At 44.5% G+C, this 21,851-nt stretch carries 25 protein-coding genes and 2 tRNA genes; 18 read left to right on the top strand and 9 right to left on the bottom strand.

The window, feature by feature from the left end; genetic code table 11:
- Positions 1-4 precede the first annotated feature (4 nt).
- From ABN764_RS24085 to ABN764_RS24075, 3 genes are all read right to left on the bottom strand, one after another.
- Positions 5-80 (bottom strand) — tRNA-Lys (locus tag ABN764_RS24085).
- 324 nt (positions 81-404) lie between these two features.
- On the bottom strand, positions 405-1,220 hold the full coding sequence (locus ABN764_RS24080) for an ABC transporter permease (RefSeq protein WP_021252101.1): 816 nt from the start codon (positions 1,218-1,220) through the stop codon (positions 405-407).
- On the bottom strand, positions 1,217-2,260 hold the full coding sequence (locus tag ABN764_RS24075) for an ATP-binding cassette domain-containing protein (protein WP_446673323.1): 1,044 nt from the start codon (positions 2,258-2,260) through the stop codon (positions 1,217-1,219). The genes ABN764_RS24080 and ABN764_RS24075 overlap by 4 nt, the downstream gene beginning before the upstream one ends.
- Before the next feature lie 739 nt (positions 2,261-2,999).
- Between ABN764_RS24075 and ABN764_RS24070 the strand changes: the two genes are divergently transcribed.
- From ABN764_RS24070 to ABN764_RS24050, 5 genes are all read left to right on the top strand, one after another.
- A tRNA-Ala gene (locus tag ABN764_RS24070) sits at positions 3,000-3,075 on the top strand.
- Positions 3,076-3,714: 639 nt separating this feature from the next.
- Positions 3,715-4,785 carry a DUF3810 domain-containing protein gene (locus ABN764_RS24065; protein ID WP_446673322.1) on the top strand — a complete coding sequence of 357 codons (1,071 nt, stop codon included), beginning with the start codon at positions 3,715-3,717 and terminating at the stop codon, positions 4,783-4,785.
- Between the two features lie 233 nt (positions 4,786-5,018).
- A complete protein-coding gene (locus tag ABN764_RS24060; RefSeq protein WP_446673321.1) occupies positions 5,019-5,732 on the top strand; it encodes a copper amine oxidase N-terminal domain-containing protein in 714 nt (237 codons plus the stop codon).
- 723 nt (positions 5,733-6,455) lie between these two features.
- Entirely contained in the window at positions 6,456-7,571 is a 1,116-nt protein-coding gene (locus ABN764_RS24055) for a P1 family peptidase (RefSeq protein ID WP_446673320.1), read from the top strand.
- The gene (locus ABN764_RS24050; RefSeq protein WP_446673319.1) at positions 7,532-7,717 is read left to right on the top strand and encodes a hypothetical protein; all 186 of its coding nucleotides are present in this window, start codon (positions 7,532-7,534) and stop codon (positions 7,715-7,717) included. The genes ABN764_RS24055 and ABN764_RS24050 overlap by 40 nt, the downstream gene beginning before the upstream one ends.
- 176 nt (positions 7,718-7,893) lie before the next feature.
- Here the strand turns inward: ABN764_RS24050 and ABN764_RS24045 are convergent, their stop codons facing one another.
- The 3 genes from ABN764_RS24045 to ABN764_RS24035 form a co-directional block, all read right to left on the bottom strand.
- The gene (locus ABN764_RS24045) at positions 7,894-8,106 is read right to left on the bottom strand and encodes a hypothetical protein (RefSeq protein ID WP_021253301.1); all 213 of its coding nucleotides are present in this window, start codon (positions 8,104-8,106) and stop codon (positions 7,894-7,896) included.
- A 151-nt stretch (positions 8,107-8,257) separates the two neighbouring features.
- Positions 8,258-9,619 (bottom strand): hypothetical protein, encoded by a 1,362-nt coding sequence (locus ABN764_RS24040; protein ID WP_446673318.1) that lies wholly within the window; start codon positions 9,617-9,619, stop codon positions 8,258-8,260.
- Between the two features lie 52 nt (positions 9,620-9,671).
- The gene (locus ABN764_RS24035; RefSeq protein WP_174808484.1) at positions 9,672-10,202 is read right to left on the bottom strand and encodes a tetratricopeptide repeat protein; all 531 of its coding nucleotides are present in this window, start codon (positions 10,200-10,202) and stop codon (positions 9,672-9,674) included.
- Positions 10,203-10,494: 292 nt separating this feature from the next.
- On the opposite strand from ABN764_RS24035, the gene ABN764_RS24030 reads away from it, so the two are divergent.
- The 5 genes from ABN764_RS24030 to ABN764_RS24010 all read left to right on the top strand — a co-directional run bounded on the left by ABN764_RS24030 (position 10,495) and on the right by ABN764_RS24010 (position 15,258).
- A complete protein-coding gene (locus ABN764_RS24030; RefSeq protein WP_446673317.1) occupies positions 10,495-11,838 on the top strand; it encodes a phenylacetate--CoA ligase family protein in 1,344 nt (447 codons plus the stop codon).
- Between the two features lie 77 nt (positions 11,839-11,915).
- Positions 11,916-13,157 (top strand): phenylacetate--CoA ligase family protein, encoded by a 1,242-nt coding sequence (locus ABN764_RS24025; RefSeq protein WP_446673316.1) that lies wholly within the window; start codon positions 11,916-11,918, stop codon positions 13,155-13,157.
- A gap of 52 nt (positions 13,158-13,209) precedes the next feature.
- The gene (locus tag ABN764_RS24020; protein WP_446673315.1) at positions 13,210-14,232 is read left to right on the top strand and encodes a bifunctional 3-deoxy-7-phosphoheptulonate synthase/chorismate mutase; all 1,023 of its coding nucleotides are present in this window, start codon (positions 13,210-13,212) and stop codon (positions 14,230-14,232) included.
- Between the two features lie 81 nt (positions 14,233-14,313).
- Positions 14,314-14,916 (top strand): 4-hydroxybenzoate synthetase, encoded by a 603-nt coding sequence (locus ABN764_RS24015; RefSeq protein WP_446673314.1) that lies wholly within the window; start codon positions 14,314-14,316, stop codon positions 14,914-14,916.
- Positions 14,917-14,919: 3 nt separating this feature from the next.
- The gene (locus ABN764_RS24010) at positions 14,920-15,258 is read left to right on the top strand and encodes a hypothetical protein (protein ID WP_268626450.1); all 339 of its coding nucleotides are present in this window, start codon (positions 14,920-14,922) and stop codon (positions 15,256-15,258) included.
- Between the two features lie 210 nt (positions 15,259-15,468).
- Here the strand turns inward: ABN764_RS24010 and ABN764_RS24005 are convergent, their stop codons facing one another.
- Entirely contained in the window at positions 15,469-15,759 is a 291-nt protein-coding gene (locus ABN764_RS24005; protein WP_446673313.1) for a hypothetical protein, read from the bottom strand.
- Between the two features lie 26 nt (positions 15,760-15,785).
- Positions 15,786-16,058, bottom strand: coding sequence for a hypothetical protein (locus ABN764_RS24000; RefSeq protein ID WP_065293616.1), 273 nt, complete (start codon positions 16,056-16,058; stop codon positions 15,786-15,788).
- Between the two features lie 120 nt (positions 16,059-16,178).
- Here ABN764_RS24000 and ABN764_RS23995 point away from each other — a divergent pair, with 120 nt between their 5' ends.
- Positions 16,179-16,964, top strand: coding sequence for a CPBP family intramembrane glutamic endopeptidase (locus ABN764_RS23995; RefSeq protein ID WP_446673312.1), 786 nt, complete (start codon positions 16,179-16,181; stop codon positions 16,962-16,964).
- Between the two features lie 251 nt (positions 16,965-17,215).
- On the opposite strand, the gene ABN764_RS23990 is transcribed toward ABN764_RS23995, so the two are convergent.
- Positions 17,216-17,470: a hypothetical protein gene (locus tag ABN764_RS23990; protein ID WP_021253290.1), complete on the bottom strand. Its 255-nt coding sequence runs from the start codon at positions 17,468-17,470 to the stop codon at positions 17,216-17,218.
- Between the two features lie 189 nt (positions 17,471-17,659).
- Between ABN764_RS23990 and ABN764_RS23985 the strand changes: the two genes are divergently transcribed.
- The 7 genes from ABN764_RS23985 to ABN764_RS23955 all read left to right on the top strand — a co-directional run bounded on the left by ABN764_RS23985 (position 17,660) and on the right by ABN764_RS23955 (position 21,783).
- Positions 17,660-17,824: a hypothetical protein gene (locus tag ABN764_RS23985; protein ID WP_155987360.1), complete on the top strand. Its 165-nt coding sequence runs from the start codon at positions 17,660-17,662 to the stop codon at positions 17,822-17,824.
- Between the two features lie 70 nt (positions 17,825-17,894).
- Positions 17,895-18,791, top strand: a complete 897-nt coding sequence (locus tag ABN764_RS23980; protein ID WP_446673311.1) for a helix-turn-helix transcriptional regulator — start codon at positions 17,895-17,897, stop codon at positions 18,789-18,791.
- Positions 18,792-18,982: 191 nt separating this feature from the next.
- Entirely contained in the window at positions 18,983-19,360 is a 378-nt protein-coding gene (locus tag ABN764_RS23975) for a cupredoxin domain-containing protein (protein ID WP_021253288.1), read from the top strand.
- Positions 19,361-19,539: 179 nt separating this feature from the next.
- A complete protein-coding gene (locus ABN764_RS23970) occupies positions 19,540-19,968 on the top strand; it encodes a DUF86 domain-containing protein (RefSeq protein WP_065293619.1) in 429 nt (142 codons plus the stop codon).
- 92 nt (positions 19,969-20,060) lie between these two features.
- Positions 20,061-20,708: a helix-turn-helix transcriptional regulator gene (locus ABN764_RS23965; RefSeq protein WP_028533838.1), complete on the top strand. Its 648-nt coding sequence runs from the start codon at positions 20,061-20,063 to the stop codon at positions 20,706-20,708.
- 218 nt (positions 20,709-20,926) lie between these two features.
- Entirely contained in the window at positions 20,927-21,367 is a 441-nt protein-coding gene (locus tag ABN764_RS23960) for a DUF948 domain-containing protein (RefSeq protein ID WP_446673310.1), read from the top strand.
- Positions 21,368-21,399: 32 nt separating this feature from the next.
- Positions 21,400-21,783, top strand: a complete 384-nt coding sequence (locus ABN764_RS23955) for a YtxH domain-containing protein (protein WP_036667669.1) — start codon at positions 21,400-21,402, stop codon at positions 21,781-21,783.
- Positions 21,784-21,851 lie beyond the last annotated feature (68 nt).

Below are 21,851 nucleotides of genomic sequence, written 5' to 3'. Positions count from 1 at the left end.
TAATTGGTGGGTTCTGAGGGGTTCGAACCCTCGACCTGATGATTAAGAGTCAACTGCTCTACCAACTGAGCTAAGAACCCATATGATAACTGGGTTCAAGGGGGATTGAAGCATCCCGATTGAACGAAGCTGTTGTGAATTGCCTTGTTCCTTAACACCCCTTAAGTATAGACCTCTACAGGCGATTCGTAAAATAGAATTAAGGGGGTTATCCGTGGATATTCAAGGATATTCCCTTCTCTGCTAAGGGTGTAGTGTTACTCTGTTAGGAATACTTCCATTTCCCGTATCATGCGATAAGGAGCAGGGATTTAGTTCTCTACTCCTTACCGTACATGTTTACATTTGGGTGTTAAGATGTTTTTTTCAGTTACCCAAATTGTTGAGTGCTGCGTATTTGAAATTTAGGTGCGGCGCATATAAGCCCGAACGGTGAGTGGAGCAAAGATGGCTACAATGACCATAGCGCACAGGAGAGTGAGACCAAATTCAATGCCGATCGTACCTTGATTGGCGAGCTCACGTACAGCACTTACTAAATGGGTGATTGGGTTTATATTCGCAAACCATTGAAGCCAATCTGGCATCGTATTGACCGGTACGTACGCATTAGAGAGAAAGGTGAGCGGGAACAGCACCATCATGGCAATCCCTTGTACGCTAGCGGCTGTACGAGCAATGACGCCGAAGAAGGCAAAAATCCAGCTGACTGCCCAGGAGCATGCAATGACAAGCAAGCCGGCGATTGCGACATAACCTAGGCCTCCGGCTGGGTGATAGCCCATTAAGTAGCCCATCACAAAGGTGAGTACGGTTGCAATGGCAAAGCGGATCGTATCTGCCAGAAGGGCTCCCGCCAAAGGCGCAATACGCGCGATCGGAAGTGACTTGAAGCGGTCGAATACGCCCTTATCCATATCTTCGCGCAATTGGACACCAGTGGCGACGGCGCTCGTGATGACCGTCTGAACAAGAATGCCGGGGATAATGATCGGTAAGTAATCATGTACATTTCCTGAGATTGCCCCGCCAAATATATAGGTGAACATGAGGGTAAACAAAATGGGCTGAATGGTTACATCGAACAATTGCTCGGGGGTACGCTTTATTTTGAGCAGCCCACGATAGGCCATTGTCATTGAATTACGTAGTGACTGACCGAAGCTGGCATAGTTTTTTAATTGCTGGTGGGGGCTCTTATTTACGGTTGCATTGCTCATACTCGTGCCTCCTCTCTAACGTTCATGCGTTCGGTATTGTGGATCGCGTTCGTGTTCTCTATAGCACCCGACGAGCTGTTCCCGGTGATGGTTAGAAATACTTCGTCAAGTGTAGGTTTTTGTACACTGATTTCGGCAAGTCGAATTTCTTGGTTGCGAAAAGCGATCAACAGGTCTGTTACTTGGTCGGCGTCGGCCATCGGTGCAGTAATCGTTCCAGCTTCGGCGGTTACATTGGAGCGGACTTGAAGTACTTGCTCTACGATTGTGCGCGCATCGGCGATATCTTTTTCATGTTGAAGTCTTACATGCAGCGACGACGTTCCAACGGAAGCCTTAAGTTCATCCACGGTGCCTTCTGCGACAACTTGGCCGCGGTCGATAACCGCGATACGATCTGCCAACTGATCGGCTTCATCGAGGTATTGTGTGGTGAGGAGCACGGTTGAGCCTGTGTCGACCAAACGGCGAATCGTATCCCACATCTGTGAGCGCGTACGCGGATCCAGCCCTGTTGTCGGTTCATCCAAAAAGATGAGCGGGGGCTGAGCAATGAGGCTTGCAGCCAAATCAAGTCTGCGTCGCATGCCTCCGGAGAAGTTCTTGAGTGGCCGCTTGGCTGCCTCTGACAAGCCAAACTCCTCTAACAAGTCAGCAGCCTTGCGCCGCGCTTCCGCACGACCTAGACCGAGCAGCCGCGAGAAGATAATGAGGTTCTCGGTAGCGCTTAGGGACTCGTCAACCGATGCGTATTGTCCTGTGACCCCAATTAATTGACGGACGATATGGGATTCCTTCACGACATCGTGTCCGAAGATCCGTGCCTCGCCAGCATCCTGACGCAATAATGTAGCTAACATGCGAATCGTCGTTGTCTTCCCTGCTCCATTCGGACCCAGGACTCCGTATATCGAACCAGCACGAACGTTCAAGTCTACGCCATCGACAGCGCGATTGTCTCCGAATGTTTTGACGAGCCCACGGGCTTGAACAGCCCATTCACTGCTGCTCGAACCTGCTATGTTGAAATTATTGTTCATTTCCATTTCTCCTTACTTCAAGATGGAATGTTTGCACTCGTTTTTTAGTCTATTTGCATTGTAAAAGTAATTTACAGCCTGATAAACCTTCTGTGGAATGGTTTTCCAGTCAGTCTGTAGACCGATAAACAACGGGGAAGATGAAGCCTTGTTATGAGCACAAAGAAACACGCCTAACCAACAGCGTGTTATCTAGGATAAATGTTATTCAATAAGGAGGTAGATAATGAATGGATTAGTGTGCTTGTGTTCGGTATATGCTCGATACGAGCGTATGTCCTAGAATGATGTTCGCAATGATGATGATATGATCATTTTGGAGGATGTATGTATAGACTTCGGGAAAATTGTCATTTGAGAGACTTAATCCAAGAAGTGCTCCTATACCTCCAAAGCATACAATTGGGATGACGATGATGTAGACGAAGTTATACACAAGGGTGTGCTTCGAGGGGGGGGAGAAAAGGGAATATCTTCGTTAGAGAATACAATGATATCCATTTCGAGTCAATTGATAATGAAATCGATGTAACAAAAAACACGACTCAACGGATTATCTACTTTGAACAGTTTAATGAAAAAGAAAGATAAATAGAGAAAAAAGAAGGAATGATGTCTAAGTGCTTCCTATTGCTATGAAATTGTTAAAAAGAAGAAGAAAATAACCTGCCAAGTCCGATAATAGGAATTTGCAGGAAATTGCACAGAGGTAGTATAATGGTTTGGCATACAAAAATATGGGGCCATAGCTCAGCTGGGAGAGCGCTTCGCTGGCAGCGAAGAGGTCAGGGGTTCGATCCCCCTTGGCTCCACCAAATGTATAAATCGTACACGATCCAATGGGTCGTGTTTTTTTGCATTGGTGGAGTATAAGAAGGGGGAGCGAACCCGGGTTCGTCCGCGCGCAGGGAACCGAAGGAGAGAGAGCACGGCGTCCCATTCTACCACTAAGGCAGTCATCGTCGAATCAGCTTCGATAGCAGAACAATCAGGAATGGGACATCCCGTAAAGGATGAAGCGAGCATTGCAAGCGTAATCACCTAGGCTCCACCAAATGTATAAATCGTACACGATCCAATGGGTTGTGTTTTTGCATTGGTGGTAAGAAGGGGGAGCGAACCCCGGGTTCGTCCGCGCGCAAGAGCCAAAGGCGAGAGAGCACGGCGTCCCATTCCACCTCTAAGGTAGTCTAACTACTTGAAGATAAAGAGAAGGAATGGTACTCTAGGATGAAAATCGCGATAATTATACATAGTATGTAGCAATGTACATCAAGATGGAAGGCGCTATTATGTATGAAATTTATTCGATTAACAAGTGCTGACGGCATGTTTTTTAGGGAAGCGATGGACTTATATGGGATGAGTTTTCCTCAGCACGAGCAGAGAATATTAGATGATCAAATTTGATAGGAGGATGTGTTATCAAAAAGCTTTTACTTAAGAGATTGCCATTGATCTCACTTGGAGTTATGGCTTATATACTGACAAAATACGCGCAGAACCATCAGGATTGGGCAGAAAAATATAGTAGGTCTGTATATCCGATATTGTCAAAAACAGTAGGATCTGTACCTTCTTGGGTCAAATTTTCTGTTAGTGAGTGGCTCGTAGTGTTGGTTGTGTTACTTTTGCTATTTTATATAGGTTATTATGTGCGCAAGGTTATCATGGGTAAAGGTACACGTAGGATGGTAGTTTATCGTGGTACTCTAGGAATAGTTGCAATCTTTAGCGTGATATATTTTTGCTATACTGTTTTGGGTGGAATAAACTATCACAGATATTCTTTTTTGTCCTATACCGAATATCAAGAGGGAAACTACAGCGAGGACGAACTAGTGAAATTGTGTAAGTCACTTGCTGTTGAAATGGAATTGGCAAGGGAAAAGTTAGAGGATACTGCTCTTTTGGCTCAAGTACCAGATAATTTTAATTATTATGCACAACACGCAGTGCTGTCGATGCAAATGTTATCAAAGAAATATCCTGTTTTGGAGCATTCTTTATATTCAACACCAAAACCAGTGGTGATGTCAAAACTAATGTCGCGTGCAGGGATACACGGTATTTTTGTCCCTTTTACTTTTGAATCCAATATTAATGTTAATGTGCCAGTTTTCTTAGTGCCTGCTACTATGGCACATGAATTGGCACATCAGAGTGGTTTTATGCATGAGGATGAGGCAAATTTTATAGCTTATCTGGCATGTAAGCAGCAGGATGATCCAATGATACTCTACAGTGGTTTTTTTCTAGCGTTTGATTATTCTATATCAGCACTAAAGAAAGTTGATTCAGATCAGGCGTCTGATATAATGTCCAGTCTGTCCAAGGCGGTGCAGCATGACATAGTACAAAATGAGCAGTATCGGGATAAGTATGAGGGTGTTATTTCGAGTATTTCAAGAATTGTAAATGACTTATATCTGAAGGCGAATAATCAGACAGACGGTTTGAATAGCTATAGTGGTATGGTAAATTTGTTGCTGGCAGAGCAGCGAGGAATAGAGAAGTATCATTAAATAAAGTATAGATATTATTAGGAGTGAAATAAACAAAATAAATCTTCTAAATGCTCTGCCATATTAGGATATTTTGCAGCTATTATACGAACTGAGACGGAGGAACTGGAGTACAAGGACTACGTTATAATAAACGTCCTGAAAACGATGATCGATAAAGATGTAATTTATCAATAAGTGTGATAAGATCATTCTGGGAATTCCGTCCAATAAAATATTTTAGGAGGTTTAAAATGAAGAAAAAGCAGGTCATTGTTTTATCACTTGTTTTTGCTCTTACCTCTTTGTTAATTGGGGGAGCATTTGCTAGTGGGAAAATTTCAATTGTTGTAAACGGTCGAACAGTACCTACTGACGTTTCGCCTCGCAATGTTGATGGAAGAGTCATGGTTCCTATTAGTACGATTTCTAAGGCATTAGGTGCTGATGTGACTTGGGATTCTAAAAAACAAACAGTAATTATTAATCAGAAAAGCGGAACTTCAGTTTCTACTCCTGATCTATGGAATGAAAAATTAAATCTGACTGGGGGAGAATGGGCAGACATCGTATCTTTAATTAATAAGTATTTCGTTACATATGATTCAAGGGATGAAGATGCTTGGAAAAAAACAATAGCCTCTAGTTACTTGAATAACGGTTCAATCGAACTACCAGGAGGAGGAGTATATCCTTCCATTTTAGAGTTGAAAATAGTTGATGCTAAAAAAATAGTAGATGCTAAAAGAAAAGGGGAAGGTAGGAGCGATGGAGATCAATACAAAGTACGTGTAAAAATAGTTCATTACATGAACTTATCCACACCATTTGTGGCTGAATGGGACTTTGATGTAGCTCCATATATGAGCAAGGGATACCTGATAGATTATGCAAACATAATCAGTGATACCCAATTAAAGAATTATACCGTTTTCCCTGGTTTAACATTCCAAGATGTTTCTGAATAAATATTATATTTATGATATGTAATGAAGCCCATAGCTTATCGGGGAATTTCCTATAAGCTATGGGTTTTCCTTTTTTTCAGCGTACTTTCGCTAGTTATTTCTGACAGATTTGGAGCATTTCGCCGCAATGTACAAACTAAAGATCTGCATCAATTTGCCCAAACGGATAAACCCTTGAATGAATAAGATATTACAGGGAGATGACTCTTTTCTTAATATCTAAATCAGCATCAACATAAAAATGCTAGAGTAAGAATCAAAGTGTTTGCATTAAACGGAAAGAAGAAATTGATTCATAACGTTGTATTTACTGTGAAACCGAATGCATCCACATTCAATAGCTTTTTTGTGGGAAATACGAAACAGTATGAAGTTCAATTTATTACAAATCAATCGAAAGTTCAATTTGCATCGTTTGGGATTAGTCCGAAAGATCGTTATGTTGCCGCGCATCGAGTAATTAACAGTGAATTAACAAGAATTGTATGAGGATGACTTCTCATAATTTCTATAAACTTCAATTTCAGCAGTCTCCTGCTAATGTCGCTATTAGTTGATTCGAAGCAGTATATTCGGGCCCGAAACTGAGCCAATCCACCTGACAAGGTGGATTTTTTGGTTTTATCAGAGCACGTTTGTCATCCCAAACATATTATTTATAGATGAATGTCATTAGATGAGGCTTTAAGCAGTACAATTCTGCATGAAATCGGAGTTGAAAAAATGGATAGAAAACAAACAAAATTGACCGCGAAAATCATAAAGCCAGAGGATGCAAGGTATGATGAGAAGCGCGGAAACGCAGACAAAGCTATTCGAAGGGCGAAATATTGGGGTTTTCCAGTTCGAATGAGGGATTCAGGGATTTATCGAGGCAAAGGGGTACCTGAAAAAAACAATAAAATTTTTTTCAATAATGAGAAGAATCCCGTAAAGAAAGTATATCAAGATGAACACAGCATACTTAATCATCCGATTGGACCGAATGCCAACCGATTAATTGGTCAGGGGACAAAAGTTTATGCCAAAGGGAGTATTACAGATGTTCCGGGTATCCTAGTGGGGCGCGCAGAGGATAGAAGCGGTCGTACTGGTTGCACGGTTATTTTGTACCCTGAAGGTGCAGTTCCCGGCGTGGATGTTAGAGGCGGTTATCCGGGTACGGAACAGACAGATGCGATTAAACCCGGAACTTCAACAGACCTTATACAGGGGGTTCTTCTTACGGGCGGCAGCAACTTCGGTCTTGCGGCAACAGCAGGTGTCGTGAACTGGCTTGCAGAGCATGGGTATGGTACCCCGACAGATGTTGGACCGCTTCCTACTGTGCCTGCGGCTGTTATTTTTGACCTTTATTATGCGAAAGGCTCCCGCAGGCCTGACGCACAGTTGGGCTACAAGGCAGCACAAGCTGCGAAGTCTGGTGCCGTGGCGCAAGGCAGTGTTGGTGCTGGGGCGGGTGCGACGGTAGGGAAAATCTACGGTACGCCGATGAAGGGCGGGGTTGGAACCGCCTCTTGGCAAATCCCGGGCGGTCCTATAGTAGCCGCTATTGTAGTCGTCAATGCACTTGGAGATATATGGAATAATGATCATATCATAGCCGGGGCGCTCGAGCCTGATGGTAAATTCGTTAACCAAACTAGGGCAATTCTTGAAGGAATACCACCAATGCCGATCTCGACCCGGAGCAGAAGCACAACCATCGCTGTCATCGCAACCACTGCAAAACTAGACAAAGCCGAGGCAGGGAGGGTTGCGACACTCGCCCATGACGGAATGGCGCGGGCGATTCCCCGGTGCATATTCAAGGTGATGGGGACACTGTATTCTGCATAGCTACTGGAACCGATACCAGCGGGCTTATTGGCAATGCGGCCGTAACCGCAGTCGGCACCGTAGCAGCGGTGGTGCTTGAGCAGGCTATCGTCAGAGGAGTAAAGGCAGCCCAAGCAGAAATTAAACATCAACAAAGTAAGAAGTGAAATGAGGTTTCGATTACTTCCAAACTATTCATTCAAACAGCAAAAATGGGCTGAGGACAAGATCCTCAACCCATTTTGTCAACAACCCCTTCTAGACATGGGACTATTTACGTAAAATTCCTATCACTCTTATCTATTAGTGCAACATTTAGGGAATTCCATGTGATTCAAGTTAACTACTTATCCTGATTAAGTTGAGCTCGCAACACGTCTTGGCCTGTTGCAATGGCACCGTCCCTAAGGGCAGTTACGATTCTCCCCAAAACAATATCAACAGGTTGGTTTTCGTCATTTACTGCATCTAGAAGATGTTTGCCGAAGTTGTTAGCGCCGCTTTTTAAAGCAGAATCAAGGAAACCCTTGAAAAATTCTTTGTGTTTATCAGACATGTATCTCACCCCCTTCCGATAATACGGGTATCCCCCTGAGGTATAGTCTGATGGGGATTCGACATCCTGCTAACGTCGACCAACTAACATCAGGAGTGGTTTAGAAGGAGAGATATTTCTTTTCTTTTTCTAAGGCCATTTCTTGCACCAGCTATTTGGCTTTTTCTTTCGCGCGTCTTTTTGCACGATCCTTCGCGCGTTCTTTCGCGCGTTCTTTCGCGCGTTCTTTCACACGATCCTTCGCACGTTCTTTCACACGTTTTTTCACGCGTTCTTTCACACGTTTTTTCACGCGTTCTTTCGCGCGTTCTTTCACACGATCCTTCGCACGTTCTTTCACACGTTTTTTCACGCGTTCTTTCACACGTTTTTTCACGCGTTCTTTCACACGTTTCTCCGCACGTTCCTTCGCACGTTCCTCCGCACGTACTTCCACATGCTCGTTCACACGTACTTCCACATGCTCATTCACACGTTCTTCCGCATGCTCATTCGCACGTTCTTCCACATGCTCATTCGCACGTTCTTCCACATGTTCCTTCGCATGCTCCTTCTCATGTTCCTTCGCGCGTTCTTCCGCGCGTTCTTTCGCGCGTTCTTCCGCGCGTTCTTTCGCCCGTTCTCTCGCCCGTTCTTCCGCACGCTCTTTCGCCCGTTCTTTTGCCCGTTCTTCTGCCCGTTCTTTCGCCCGTTTTTTCGCGCGTTCTTCCGCCTTTTCTTTCGCTTTTTCATACTCCTTATCATTACCAAACCAAGAAAGGAGGGCGTTGCCTACAGTTCGAGTAGCTTCAATCAAGATGGAAGAAGGGCCTTTGTTTGGTATTTTTTCAACTGCTGGTTTTCCTTCTAGCTCTTGCAGCTTTTGCTTGGATAGCTGCTTCCATGCCGAATTTTGTGTTTGACTCTCCAATTTTCTAAAATACGTAGCCGCGTCTTGGTTCTGGCCTATCTTAATGCAAGCCTCACCGAGTTCATAGATGAGTTCCAATTGTTTTTCAGTGTCAAGCGTGTCAGATGGTGTATTGAGGACGTGGGTGAAATCTTCAATCACCGTCTTCGTCCGATGGAAGTACTGCTCTGGGAGATTGTAAGAGGACTTGCCGCGAAGCAGTCGGATCGTACTGTCGTGTGGGTCGGCGGCTACCGCATTGTCGAGCATTTTCAATCCCTGTTTTGACCATTTCAATTTATCAGATGCCTCTGTTTTATCTCTTGCAATCAATATCATGGTGCTGCCATAGTAAGCACCAACAAGAGGATGATCTGGATCATCGGCGTGCAGCTGTACTAAAATCTGATGTGCTTCTTGAACAGCAGCCGCACTCCCAGCTACGCCATCCAGATAAAGTTGGATAGCTAGGGTAAGTCTTTCATTGAACGGGTCAGACGGAGTAGACACCTGATCTGACACGGAATTTAGAACAGATTCGGTCAATGAAGCATGATCATCGCTCGATGTTGAAGTCTCATTTAAGTCTGAGCCTTCCATATCGCTGGGATTAAGGTTTGTCACTCAATTCATCCTCTCTGTACTCATGCATGAACACATTATCGCTTGCATGATTCTAATCATCTTTTTTCTTTGGATACATGGAGGCAAGACGCTGTGAGACTTCATTCGCCTTGGCGGGATCGCCGCTATTTTGGTAGGCTTTGCTCAGCTTTCGAAGTACTCTTCTGACTTGTTTGTGGGTAAGGTAATTTGAATCTTGTTGATAACGGTCAAGGAGGAATGTGAAGTCCTCGATCGCTATTCTCGAAGAATAGAAATAAGACTCCGGCAGATGCAGGCAGACGCTTCCGCGTAAGAGGCGAATTTCTTTTTCGTTGGGATCCATTTCTACTGCTTGATTCAATACCTCCAAACTCTCGAGTGCTTTTTCTTCTTTCTCAACAAGTTTGACGGCATCACGTGATAAGAGGGCTAATGAACTACCGTAATAGGCTTCAATAAGCGCATGATGAGGCTGGGTCTCACGTAGCCTTAAAAGCTTCTCATGCGCTCTTTTCGCTGCCTGTTTGTCTCCATCAACTCCATCTTGAAGTAGCTTTTTTGCGATCTTGAATTGTTTTTCAGGAGTGCTGTCAGATGACATGTATGCCTAACCTCCAATTTGCTTCGCCATTCATTTGAAAGTCGAGTCCCTCTACGCCAACAACTCATGATTTCGAAGGTTATATAATTGCTACGATATGCGAGTCCCTACTGCATTGATTGGATGAAAAAATCAGTTTTCAGAAGATATACAGTTGTCCGAGTCAAGGGTGACATTGCCTGCATTTCATATAAGGATGACTTGGAGGGATGGGGAGTACAAAAAACATTGAGAGAATGCTAGACGAATAACATGCCGCAGGTGTGGACTGAAAATGGTTAGGAGGATTTTTATGAAAGCACAAACCCATAAAATGAAGGTAACCGTGGACGAACATACATCCCATCTAGAACAATTCAAAGCATTTTTCACGAAATTGGATGAGGATGGAAGCACCATTGAGAAGCTGCCTCGGCAAAAAATCGAAGAGTATCAGTTACAAGCAATTAACGCCACGCTTGCCCATGTTTGGGATCGCAATGAATATTATCGTTCAAAGCTGGAAGAAGCAGGCTTTACAGTGCCGGAGATTGAAAGCCTGGAGCAATTAACAAATGTACCGCTATTGAATAAAGACGTCATTCGAGGCGATAAGCAGAAGATCTTATGTGTAGACCCGAAAGAAATCGGGCAGGTTCACCTTACGAGCGGTACTTCGGGAAAGCCTATTTATACCTCGTACTCGTTAGCTGATCAGTATGTCTATGATTTGCTGCCGAAATATTTGGAATTGTTTAAGGAAACGGATGTTGATGTGGTAGCCGTCGCCTTGCCTTATGAATTTGCTCTGCCTGGTCTTGGGTTTCAGCGGTTGTTTCAGTTTGCATTTGGAACGGCAGTACTGTCACTTGGCAAAGGCGGTTACATGGCTCCCGTCGATAAGTCATTAGAATTGATGAAGGAGTTCCAAGCTACTGTTCTGACTACGACGCCCTCTTATGCGGCGCTTTTGGCTGAAGAAAGCGAGCGGTTCGGCATCAAAATAGGTGAAGACATACGATTGAAAAAAATAGTGCTTACAGGTGAAGGCTGCTCCTATAAATTCCGTGAGCGTTTGGAAAAATGGTGGGGATGCGAAGTATCCTTCTTCTACGGATCGACCGAATGTGGCGTCGTCGCGGTCGAATGCAGTGAGCACAAAGGTTATCACGTGATGGAGGGACATGTAAAAGTCGAAATTATTAATCCAGTTACGCAGGAAAAGCTCCCTTACGGCAAGACGGGAGAAATCGTTGTAACGACGCTGTTGCGCGAGGCCATGCCAATGGTGCGTTATCGCAGTGGGGACATCGGATATTTACAGAAATCCAAATGTGATTGCGGTCTCACGATGGACGTCCTTCATTTGAGAGGAAGAATGGAAAGCATGATTCGATTGGGGGATGAAGACTACTCACCGTTCCTATTAGAACAATTTTTGATGGAAATTCCAGATGTGGGTATGTGGTATCACTTCAAATTGAATCAGGGATCATTCAAGATTGAAGCCGAACCGTTTCGGACGGAATTAACAGATGAGCAATTGGCAACGAAAATCCGGAAGCATATGACGGATCGAATCGGCATTGATTGCGAAGTGGTAATCAGACATGATATTCCTCGGACTTTTGGCAAAGCAACGCGAATATTCACGTAAGACAGCTAGGAGCATGGGGCCAAGGATTCGCATTAACCATCCTAAAGCGCCGTGTTACGCCGAGAGGAGGTGCCCTTATGACCGATATTCAGAGGGAGCGGGAGGAGAAGTTCAAGCATTTATTAGTACGCCTAATGAAATCTCCTCTATATCAGGATCGATTAGCGAACTATAACATCGATGACATCGGGATGGAGCACATTCAAACACTGCCCTTGACAACGAAAGAAGATCTCCGGAATGCCGGTACTTTCGGACACCTAGCTGTCGAAATGAGTAAGATTGCCCAATACCACGAATCCACGGGTACAACCGGCGAACCTTCCGCTTCTTGGTTCACGCATGAAGATATGCGAGTAGGCGGAAGACAGCTTCAGGAATGCGGAGTCCGATTAACAGCGGATGATCTTGTGCTGATTCGATTCCCGTATGCCCTGGCGCTGCCCGCCTTCTTAATGCAGCAAGCTGCTTGGCAGACAGGAGCAGGGGTTGTACCTGCAAGCGGACGTACGGTAGTTACACCATATCCGAGAGTATTAAGTCTTATGAAGCGCCTACAAGTTACCGTATTAGCGGGGCTTCCGCGCGAGATGGAGCTTCTGGCTGAGACAGCGCGTCTCATTGGTTTGGATGTGAACACAGAATTACCAGAGCTACGGGCTATATGCGTTGCTGGTGAGTTAATGAGCGAGAAACGCAAAGAGCATATCGAAAGGCTGTGGGGTGTACCCGTTTTTAATATGTATGGTTCGACTGAAACCGCGAATATTGCAACCATGTGTGAGTATGGATCGATGCATATCGTGGAGCAGGATTTTTACGTGGAAGTGCTGCATGAAGATGGTTCAGGCCCTGTTGCTCAAGGAGAAAGAGGGTTTGCGGCGATAACAACGCTCACACATCAAGCTTCTCCTCTGTTGCGATACTTTAATGAAGATATTATCTCCGTCGAACCTTCCAGGTGTGCTTGTGGGCGAGCAATGGGCAAGTTGGTGCATTACGGTAGAAGTAAGGATCGAATCGTAATCGGTGATACGATTCTAGATGCTTATGACATCCAAGAAGCTATCTATTCGTTGACACCTGCTCCAGATGCATGGAAGGTATTGGAGCAAGAAGAGGGATTGTACGTTCTTCTTGATTCGCACGATGCTGGACAATGGAGTAGGGAGGACATCCAAACTCGGTTAGCTGAAAAGCTTCATTTACCAATCACCCTTCAAATCATTACCGACGCAACGCTTCTCGATCGAGTTGGGCTCGTAAATAACGCGCCATCGACCAAACCGGTATATATCCAGAAGCGAAATAAAATCTAAGCTGATGAGGGAAAGGCTGCAGTCAATTGTGAAAAAGAGGGGTGTACTCGTATTGAGCGACAAATGGAAACAATTAATTACGCAATGGGATGGAATTAATCAACAATTGCTTGATCTGATGAACGAACGTGCACGAATGGCTGCGGAAATCGTTCAAGAAAAGAATAAGCAGGGCATTTCACAAGCGGAACCAGTTGGCAACCAACAACTACTGAAAGAGCTTGCTACCCATTCTTTGGCGAATCCTGAAATAAAAAAAGAGGCTCCTGCCGAGCGCAAGCTTCTCGTTAGCCGCCAGCATAAGAGTGAGGATACCGTTATTCAAGTAAATCATACTAAAATCGGCGGCTCTTCGCCTATTATCGTCGCTGGCCCCTGCTCTATTGAAAGCAGAGATCAGCTGCTTACCGTTGCTTCCGCAATGAGGAATGCCGGCATTACCGTCTTACGAGGAGGCGCGTATAAACCAAGAACATCACCGTATGATTTCCAAGGCCTTGGCGAAGAAGGATTGCAAATCATGAAGGAAGTGGCTGATGAAACGGGGATGGTGACGATCAGTGAGATCATGAGCCCTATGCATATTGACACGGCAGCTCGTTACATTGACATCTTTCAGATTGGTGCCCGCAATATGCATAACTTTGATTTGCTGAAAGCCGTTGGCCAAACTCAAAAGCCTGTCTTGTTGAAACGCGGTCTCTCCGCCACGCTCGAGGAATTCGTATTTGCGGCTGAATATTTGCTATCCAGCGGGAATAACCAAGTTATGATAATTGAGCGCGGAATTCGCACCTACGAGAAATGGACGCGTAATACACTCGATATTTCTGCTGTTCCGATATTGAAACAAGAGACCCATCTCCCCGTTCTCGTGGATGTTACCCATGCGACTGGTCGTAAGGATATTATGCTTCCATGCGCGAAAGCAGCGTTAGCAGCTGGCGCGGACGGTATTATGGTCGAAGTGCATCCGAATCCGCAGGTTGCACTTTCTGATGCGAAGCAGCAGTTGAATCTTGACGAATTTCACATCTTCTTGCAGGGTCTCCGCGATTCCGGTCTCTATCGTTAGCAGCAAGTTATCATACCAGAAGTTGCTGTACACAGGTTATATATCAACACGAGCTGACATACGGCTAATGGAGGTAACTGTATGACAGATACCGATGGCAAGGACTCGCAGTATGCGGGGAAAGCATTGGACTTTATGCAGAAACTGATTTTCGATTTGCTATTAGTGACAGATGGAAGGACAACAGATTTGCTGGAAACCATGTTGAATGAAAAGATGCGCGTAACGGTCATTCGACAAGAGCAATTGAATGAATTACCTGCTGATTATCAAGTGGACTCTTCTGCCGCTCCTTTATATCTGAGAGAATCATTATTGATAAGCGACAAAAGTGATTTTATCGTTTCTCACAATATTGCAATCGTGAATTCAAAGTACGTACCCGCTTCTTTGTTTGAGAGTATTGCTCATAGACAAGAGGGGATTGGCAAAGCAATCAGCTCGATGGGATTACAATCCTACAGGAAAGTGGTTGATTCTGGGCTCAAGGGCAAAGAAGAGGCTGTTGATCTGTTCCAAAAGCCTCTCAATCTTCGTATCCCTGATCTGCACACTAAAATCCCTTATAAGAAATATGACATTTATTTCGAGTTATTGCCAGGGATTCATATGCTTGAATATTTTAATCCAGAAGTCATTAGATACCGTTTGAACAAGGTTTTCAATTCCAATATGGAGGGATAAAACATGAGTGAGGAAACGAAAGAACAGAAATCAACGGACAAAGAGGAAAAAGAAAAGGCGAAAGAGCAAGCTAAACTTGAGAAGAAAGCAAAGAAAAAGGAAGAAAAGAAAGAAAAGGAGAGACTGAAAGAACAGAAGGAGATTGAGAAAAAAGCTAAGAAAAAAGAAGAAGAGCAGGCAAAAGAGCAAGCAAAGAAGCAAGAAAAAGCACAAAAGGAGCAAGAAAAGGCACAAAAGGAACAAGAAAAAGCACAAAAAGAAATTGAGAAAGAGCAGCGTGAAAAAGAAAAAAAGGAAAAAGAAAAAGAAAAAAAAGCAAAAGAGAAGGAAAATAAAGAGTAATAAATACATGAAAATGTAATAGGGACTGCTTTCTTATTATCGTTGAAGGAAGTGGTCCTATGTTTTCTCAATAATTCAAACCATGCTCTCGTAGCAGATGCGTGTCCAACTCAAAAAAACCTCTGGTCAATAACGTACGTTCATCAACCAAGAGGAGAAAACACGAAACAGAGAGTCAACCCTTTTATTTAATTGTAGCGATGGCAAAATTCACTTTCTCTCCATATTGCTTTTCTGACTGTTTTTCATTTGTTCGGCGAATTCCATACCTGAATTCACCAAATGTTCACTGGCATGCTGTACGCCAATTTTAACGGCTGCGAACAGCTTTCCAGCAGGAATATCGGAGGGTTGATCTGTTTCCTCCATCGCTTCAATAATTTGCTTCTCTGCCACATTCGCGCCGTTTTTTACTGCTACGGAATAGGTATTGGCGAAATGTAAAAATCCGTTCTTCACATCACTAAAGAACTTCGACATCCCTTGATTACTCGTTGCCAATTGTGTCAACTCCATTCTAAAATCATTTAATTCGGTGGTCTCTCTTGCTCATCATTGACTTGCAATTCTTTTTCTTCAGATAATTGCTCACTTGTCGAAACACTTTCCAAAGGTGCTTTCGGATCATCCTTTAGCATTGGAGCTGGCTGAACTTGGATGGTTCGTTCCTTTCTATCCATGAAAAATTTTAATATTGCAACAATGACTCCGACCAGAAGGACAAATGTCAGTACACCGGCTAGGGTTAGTCCGAGAATAAAGATTACACGATCAGCAAAGCCCATTTCCTTCCTATCCATGTCAATACTCACATCCTCTCACAATAGTCCAGTATATGTATGGAGTGCCTCGATAATATGGACAGATGGGTACCCTTTAGCGTAATTCCACGATTGTCTATTCCATAAGGAGGATAAAGAATGAATTTCACTTTATTTCGAAATGTAGCTTGTCTGTTCTTGCTTGGATCACTTATGATCTCCCTGCAAACGCAAAACTACATATTGATGAATTTGTGGGTATGCTGTACTGGCTTGCTTTTCATTTACAAGCCAATGCGATCATTTCTCATGACAACGATAGGTTTGGGGGCCGGATTTGCTCTCTATTTATTCATAAACTCAAGTTGGATTCACGATTTGGAGCCCAAAGAATGGCATATCCTTCTCAACAGATTGTCACTGATTTGTATCCTCATTCCCTTGCTTGTCTTAGCGCTTATTCAAAAATTACCTTTTATGCTGTATGCGAAAAGACCGCTTTGGAACGAGCGGATAGATATACCATTTATTTGGTCGGGCTTCCGTCAATCCAAAGTTAAGGTTTTCTTGCTCGTCGCAATTGCAGCGACTTCTGTAGCTTTTATGCCGTTTGTGATTCGAAACGGATGGGGTCACGTGCAAGAGATTTGGTTATTCGCGCTCGCTTTTTCATTCATAAATGTGTTGGAGGAGATCATCTGGCGAGGGGTGCTTCTTAGCCGGTTCTCTGAACAATTAGGTGATAGGTGGGCAGTAATTGTGACTAGCGCAGGGTTTGGTTTACAGCATTATTCCCTTGGATTCCCTTGGGGCGTTTGCATCGCCTTTGCGCTGGGTGGGCTGTATTTCGGAGGAATTACGATCAAATCCAACAGCCTCATTCCTGTCGTGGTCTGGCATACGTGGATGAATGTTCTTATGATTTTCAGTGGTCTGCTCTTATAGCCGCGAGCGGTACTAACATGCGTTCACAGCTAGGAAAGGGAAGATAAAAAAAATTTTAGAAAATGGAGGGTTATTCAAATTTACAATGAATAAATGGTATAATTAGGTTGCTTTGTTGAGAGGAGAAAAAGGACTGGAAGTTTATGCTGCAAGGCATAACAAAAACTCCCTTCCCGCACGAAGCAGTAAGAGAGTTTGTATTTCTGCTTATATTCAGTGAACGAATCCGAACGGATGAATCGTTGTGCGATTTACTTAGCCAGCAGTTCAGGCAAGTTGATCTGCTCGTCAAGTTGGTCAGCGAAGCGACTCATGCATTTGCAAATGAAATCCTTGCGGCAAATCGGGCATGGAATAGTAAGCAGTCTGCTAACATGTTTGGCACCGTGATTATAAAAGACGCGGCATAGCGTACCATCTTGCAATTTTACTTTTACTTGATAAAGGTTATCGGCATCGTTGCGTTCGATTAACGTTTTTTCCTTTACAATCGGTTCATAGGTCACGTTGGCTTCACCTGCATCCTTAAATTTTTTGCAAGTAACATATTATGTTGTTTGGGCTCGTTTGTCAATTTATTTCTTCACGAAGGGTGGAAAATCCATATTCCAAAAATTAAGTATTTTCATTTGTCTTGCAGATGGTGATACATATAGTGAGCGAATGACTTTGAGACAAAATTGGAGGAGCCCACCATGCACGAAGACGACACAGAATTCAAGCATCTTAGTGAACTAATTGAAAAGAGAAACGAACTTCAAAATGAAATTAACTCCATACTTGCGCGAATGACGATGAAGCAGGAGGAGCGGGTGTCCAAACTTGCTGAGAGTATTTCCGCTTCACACAAACGCAAATAAGCCTTTCTCATAATCTTAACCAATGTTCACCTCTATATTCATAGCAGAATGCCAGGAGGTTGATAATTATATGATAAGGTACTCTGACTTAGAATCATCGGGCCACGCTTCAGTTGAAATGGGAGGCGAGCAGCAGAACGTGATGATGCCGAGAATCGAGCAAATAGTGCATGGCAATCATCCAAGGGTGACCCTCGCGCATTGGCACTCGCATTGGGAAATCAATCGTATCGCTGGGGGCAACGGCCTATATATCATTAACGGAACACAGTATACGATCCAGCAGGGCGACATTGTGCTTATCCCACCTCAGCAATTGCATCGGGTATGCGGGACAGATCAGCTGCTGCTGGAAGCGTTTCATCTTGAGACGCCTCACCAGATGAATGGTTGGTGGGCCGAAGATATGAGTTCCGTAATACATCGTATCGGACAAACTGTGCCACATGTCCTGTATAGGTCTATGCCGCAATGCGGATTGCTATCCGAAGTGTTGATGGATGTGAAGCAAGAGCTGGCTCAGAGGGAGTTTGGCTATGTATCTATCGTTCAAGCACAATACATGCGGCTGCTGACGCTGCTTAGCAGATATGCTAGCAAACCCCTCTCTAGCTATACTCCTGCGCCATCTAGAGGTGTGCAGACGGTGAAAGAGGTCATTCGCGTAATGGAAGTTCAACTAGCCTTTCCATGGACGTTGAAGAAGCTCTCTGATTTGGCACATTTGAGCCCATCCCGATTCAGTGCGTTGTTCCAGCAGACGGTAGGCACATCACCACTGGATTATCTCATCAGGCTTCGATTGACATATGCAGCTCAGTTATTAACCTCTTCGAATGAAAAAATCATCGAGATTGCCGCAGAAAGTGGCTTCCGCAACCTGTCCAACTTCAATCGACTATTCAAGGATCACTTCCAAATGTCACCTAGTGAACTGCGAGATACGAATGAACAGCTAGAAGCGTAATATTATTTTTTACATGGATATCTTCTCCTCAAGACACAAGAGATGTCATTTTACACCTATTTGATGTTCATTGAATTGTCACATTTACAAAATTTGCTTCCGAAATTTGCAAGAATGTATTGAGAGAAATAGGAAAGATTTTGTAATATGAGAAGTGATGAATGTAACTGACGAAGGGGCGTAGAACTGTTATGCAGAAATGGGCTATGTTCATTTTGTTCAGCATTGCGTGCCTGCTTGCCGCTGGCTTGATGCTGTTCAATATGCCGAAGCCGGAGGTCGAGGAGGCAGCTCCTGAGGGAGTCACTCTAGTTAAGCTTGTGGCAACGAGTGATTTTAAGTTCGACCAACCGGAGTATAAAGTGAAGGCTGGAGAGAAGGTTCGCATGAAGCTTGTGAACAAATCCGGCTTGCATGGTGCTGAAATTAAAGATTTAGGCATTGATCTGAAGGATGGCCAAATGGAAAAGGACGTTGTATTTGAGAAACCAGGCAAATACGAAATCCAATGTTCGGTTATGTGTGGAACAGGCCATGATGATATGAAATCGGTTCTTATTGTAGAATAATACGTTTCAGTTGAGAGAAGGGGCTGGCAAGCTCCTTTTTTTCATGCCGCAGGCAGGAACAGGAGATTGATCACCTACGCCGAATGTAGTAATGGGACGGAAGACTTAGGCTTTGAGGGATGAAGTAGAAGTCGACATTCCGCGTTATACGCAATACCATCTCAAGGGAGGGCTAACGAATGTATTACGTGAACATGGAGCAGATCGAGCAGCGTCTTGATTTTATACCGAATCTCATACAGACAGTAGAGCAGATTATAGCGAAATGGGACGGAAGTCTACATAGTTCGTTCGCGCAGGAACGTGCGCTGCACATCGCGATCGAGATTATAACCGATGTCGGCAGCTTGCTTATTGACGGATTCTTGATGCGTGATGCGAGCAGCTATGAGGATATCGTCGAGATTATTGCTCAGGAACAAGCGGTATCACCTGAGCTTCATGCGTCATTGCTTCAGCTTGTTGTCTTGCGCAGGGCGCTGGTTCAAGATTATATCGCTTGGGAGAGAGGGGCGATACATCCTCAGCTGTCCAGCCTCCCTGTATGGCTGCCAGAATTCGCTCAATCTGTTCGCCAATTCATAACGAAAGAACTGGCACTGAAATAATTCATGTATGGGATCTTAGGCAAGGTTGTTGTCTGTATGGGAGTGATGCGATACAATGACGATACGATGACAACCAAAGTTAAGGTGGTTACATGAAGCAACCAGTACGCAAATTATCCACACGTGAAGAGATTATGGGCTTACTCAAGACAAATGGAGCTATGTCTGTTGCTCAGCTTGCCAAGCAGCTGGAGATGACAGAGATGGGGGTAAGACGGCACTTATATGCCATGCAGCAGGATCATTTGCTGGACACCGAAATGGTTCGTCAGCAGATGGGTCGTCCCTTGCAAATGTATCGCTTGTCTGATACGGGTGACGAACGATTTCCGAAGCAATATCATCAGCTTATATTAGATCTGCTTCAAGAAATGGAATCTTGGCAGGATGAGAATAGTGTCCAACGTCTGTTCGAAGGCAGAAAACAGTCGATGCTGGAAAAATACACACCCCTTGTCCAAGGCAAGAATTTTGAAGCACGATTAGAAGCGCTTGGTCACATCCAAGACTCAAATGGATATATGGTAGAGACGGAGCAAGCAGACGATGGAAGCTGGCTCCTGCATGAGTACAATTGTCCGATCGCACAAGTCGCTCAGCAATATAAAGAACCGTGTGCTTGTGAACTAGCATTGTTCCGGGATTTACTGGATAGTGATGTAGAACGGACAGAATGCCTTGCTGAGCGGGGTCAGCGCTGTACGTACAAGATTCGTCCTCGAACAGACAAGCAGGAATAAATGGAATGAGTTCAGCGCACACCGTTGCACAGCCGTATTCCTGCATATGTTAGTTAGATGTAGGCAGACCCCTCAGGGGTCTGTCTTTTTGTGCTGCACAGGACAGGCATACCCAAAAAGTACAGGCATGGTTGTGTCAATACGAGCCCAACTTCCTTATACTGTCAATACGACATGGGCATGCGCCCGGTTGATTTCACAGCTAAGGAGGGGAGACGATGACGGAATGGAGCATCTTGTTGGCTGCTATTGCTTGGAGTGCTGTATGTATAGCTGCTATCGTTCTGATTATCCGTGGGATGCGCACATTGGGGAAGGCAGACGCTAGTTTGGATGAAGGGAAGCAATTAGCTCACCAGCTCCAAGTGTTGACGCGTCGTGCTGAGGATGTGCTGAAGGAAACAGAACAGACAGTAGGAACGGTCAAGGAGTGGACACATGAATTGCAGCGTGCCCGGGATATCATTCAACGAGGAAATGATGCATTGGAGCGAATTATATCTCATGCTAGCCAGCAAGGTACGGAATCTGCAGGGAAGCAGCGATTGACGGATATCCTCCAGCTATTCGAGCTAGGATGCTCTATATGGGCCTCCATTCAAGGGAAGCTATCTGGGCGCTCTCCTAGCTCGTCTACATTTCCTAGCTCGGAGAAATAGACCGGGAACTGAGTGATGAGGAGGAAGGAAAGATGAGCAATAAGAAGTTTTGGATAGGGGCATTAATCGGAAGTGTGATTGGATCGGTATCGGCATTGCTGTTCGCACCGAAGAGCGGTCGCGAGCTGCGCAAAGATATTGCAGAGGGTGCACAGCAGGTCAGTGAACGGACACAGGAGTGGGCAAGGCAGGTTGGAGAGCAGACAGACGAGTTGATTTCATCCGCCAAGGGCAAGGTTGCATCCTTCAAGCAAGGCTTCAGCTCATGGAAACAGCGGAATTCAGAAGAGGCGCAAATCGCGGCCATTTCAAGCTTATCTGCTGAACAAACAGCAGAACCGACTGAGGAATGGAATGAGGAAGCAGAGGCGGAAGTGAACGTGCAGGATGGGGAGAATAAGGAAGAAGTACAATAGCCGCAAGGAGACATTAGCAGCGTTTATTGTTAAAAATCCCTACCACTTTATGCGTAAGCAATGAGATG

Source organism: Paenibacillus wuxiensis, assembly GCF_040195695.1.
Classification (GTDB): domain Bacteria; phylum Bacillota; class Bacilli; order Paenibacillales; family Paenibacillaceae; genus Paenibacillus_B; species Paenibacillus_B suaedae.
This window is presented reverse-complemented; position numbering and strand designations above follow the sequence as displayed.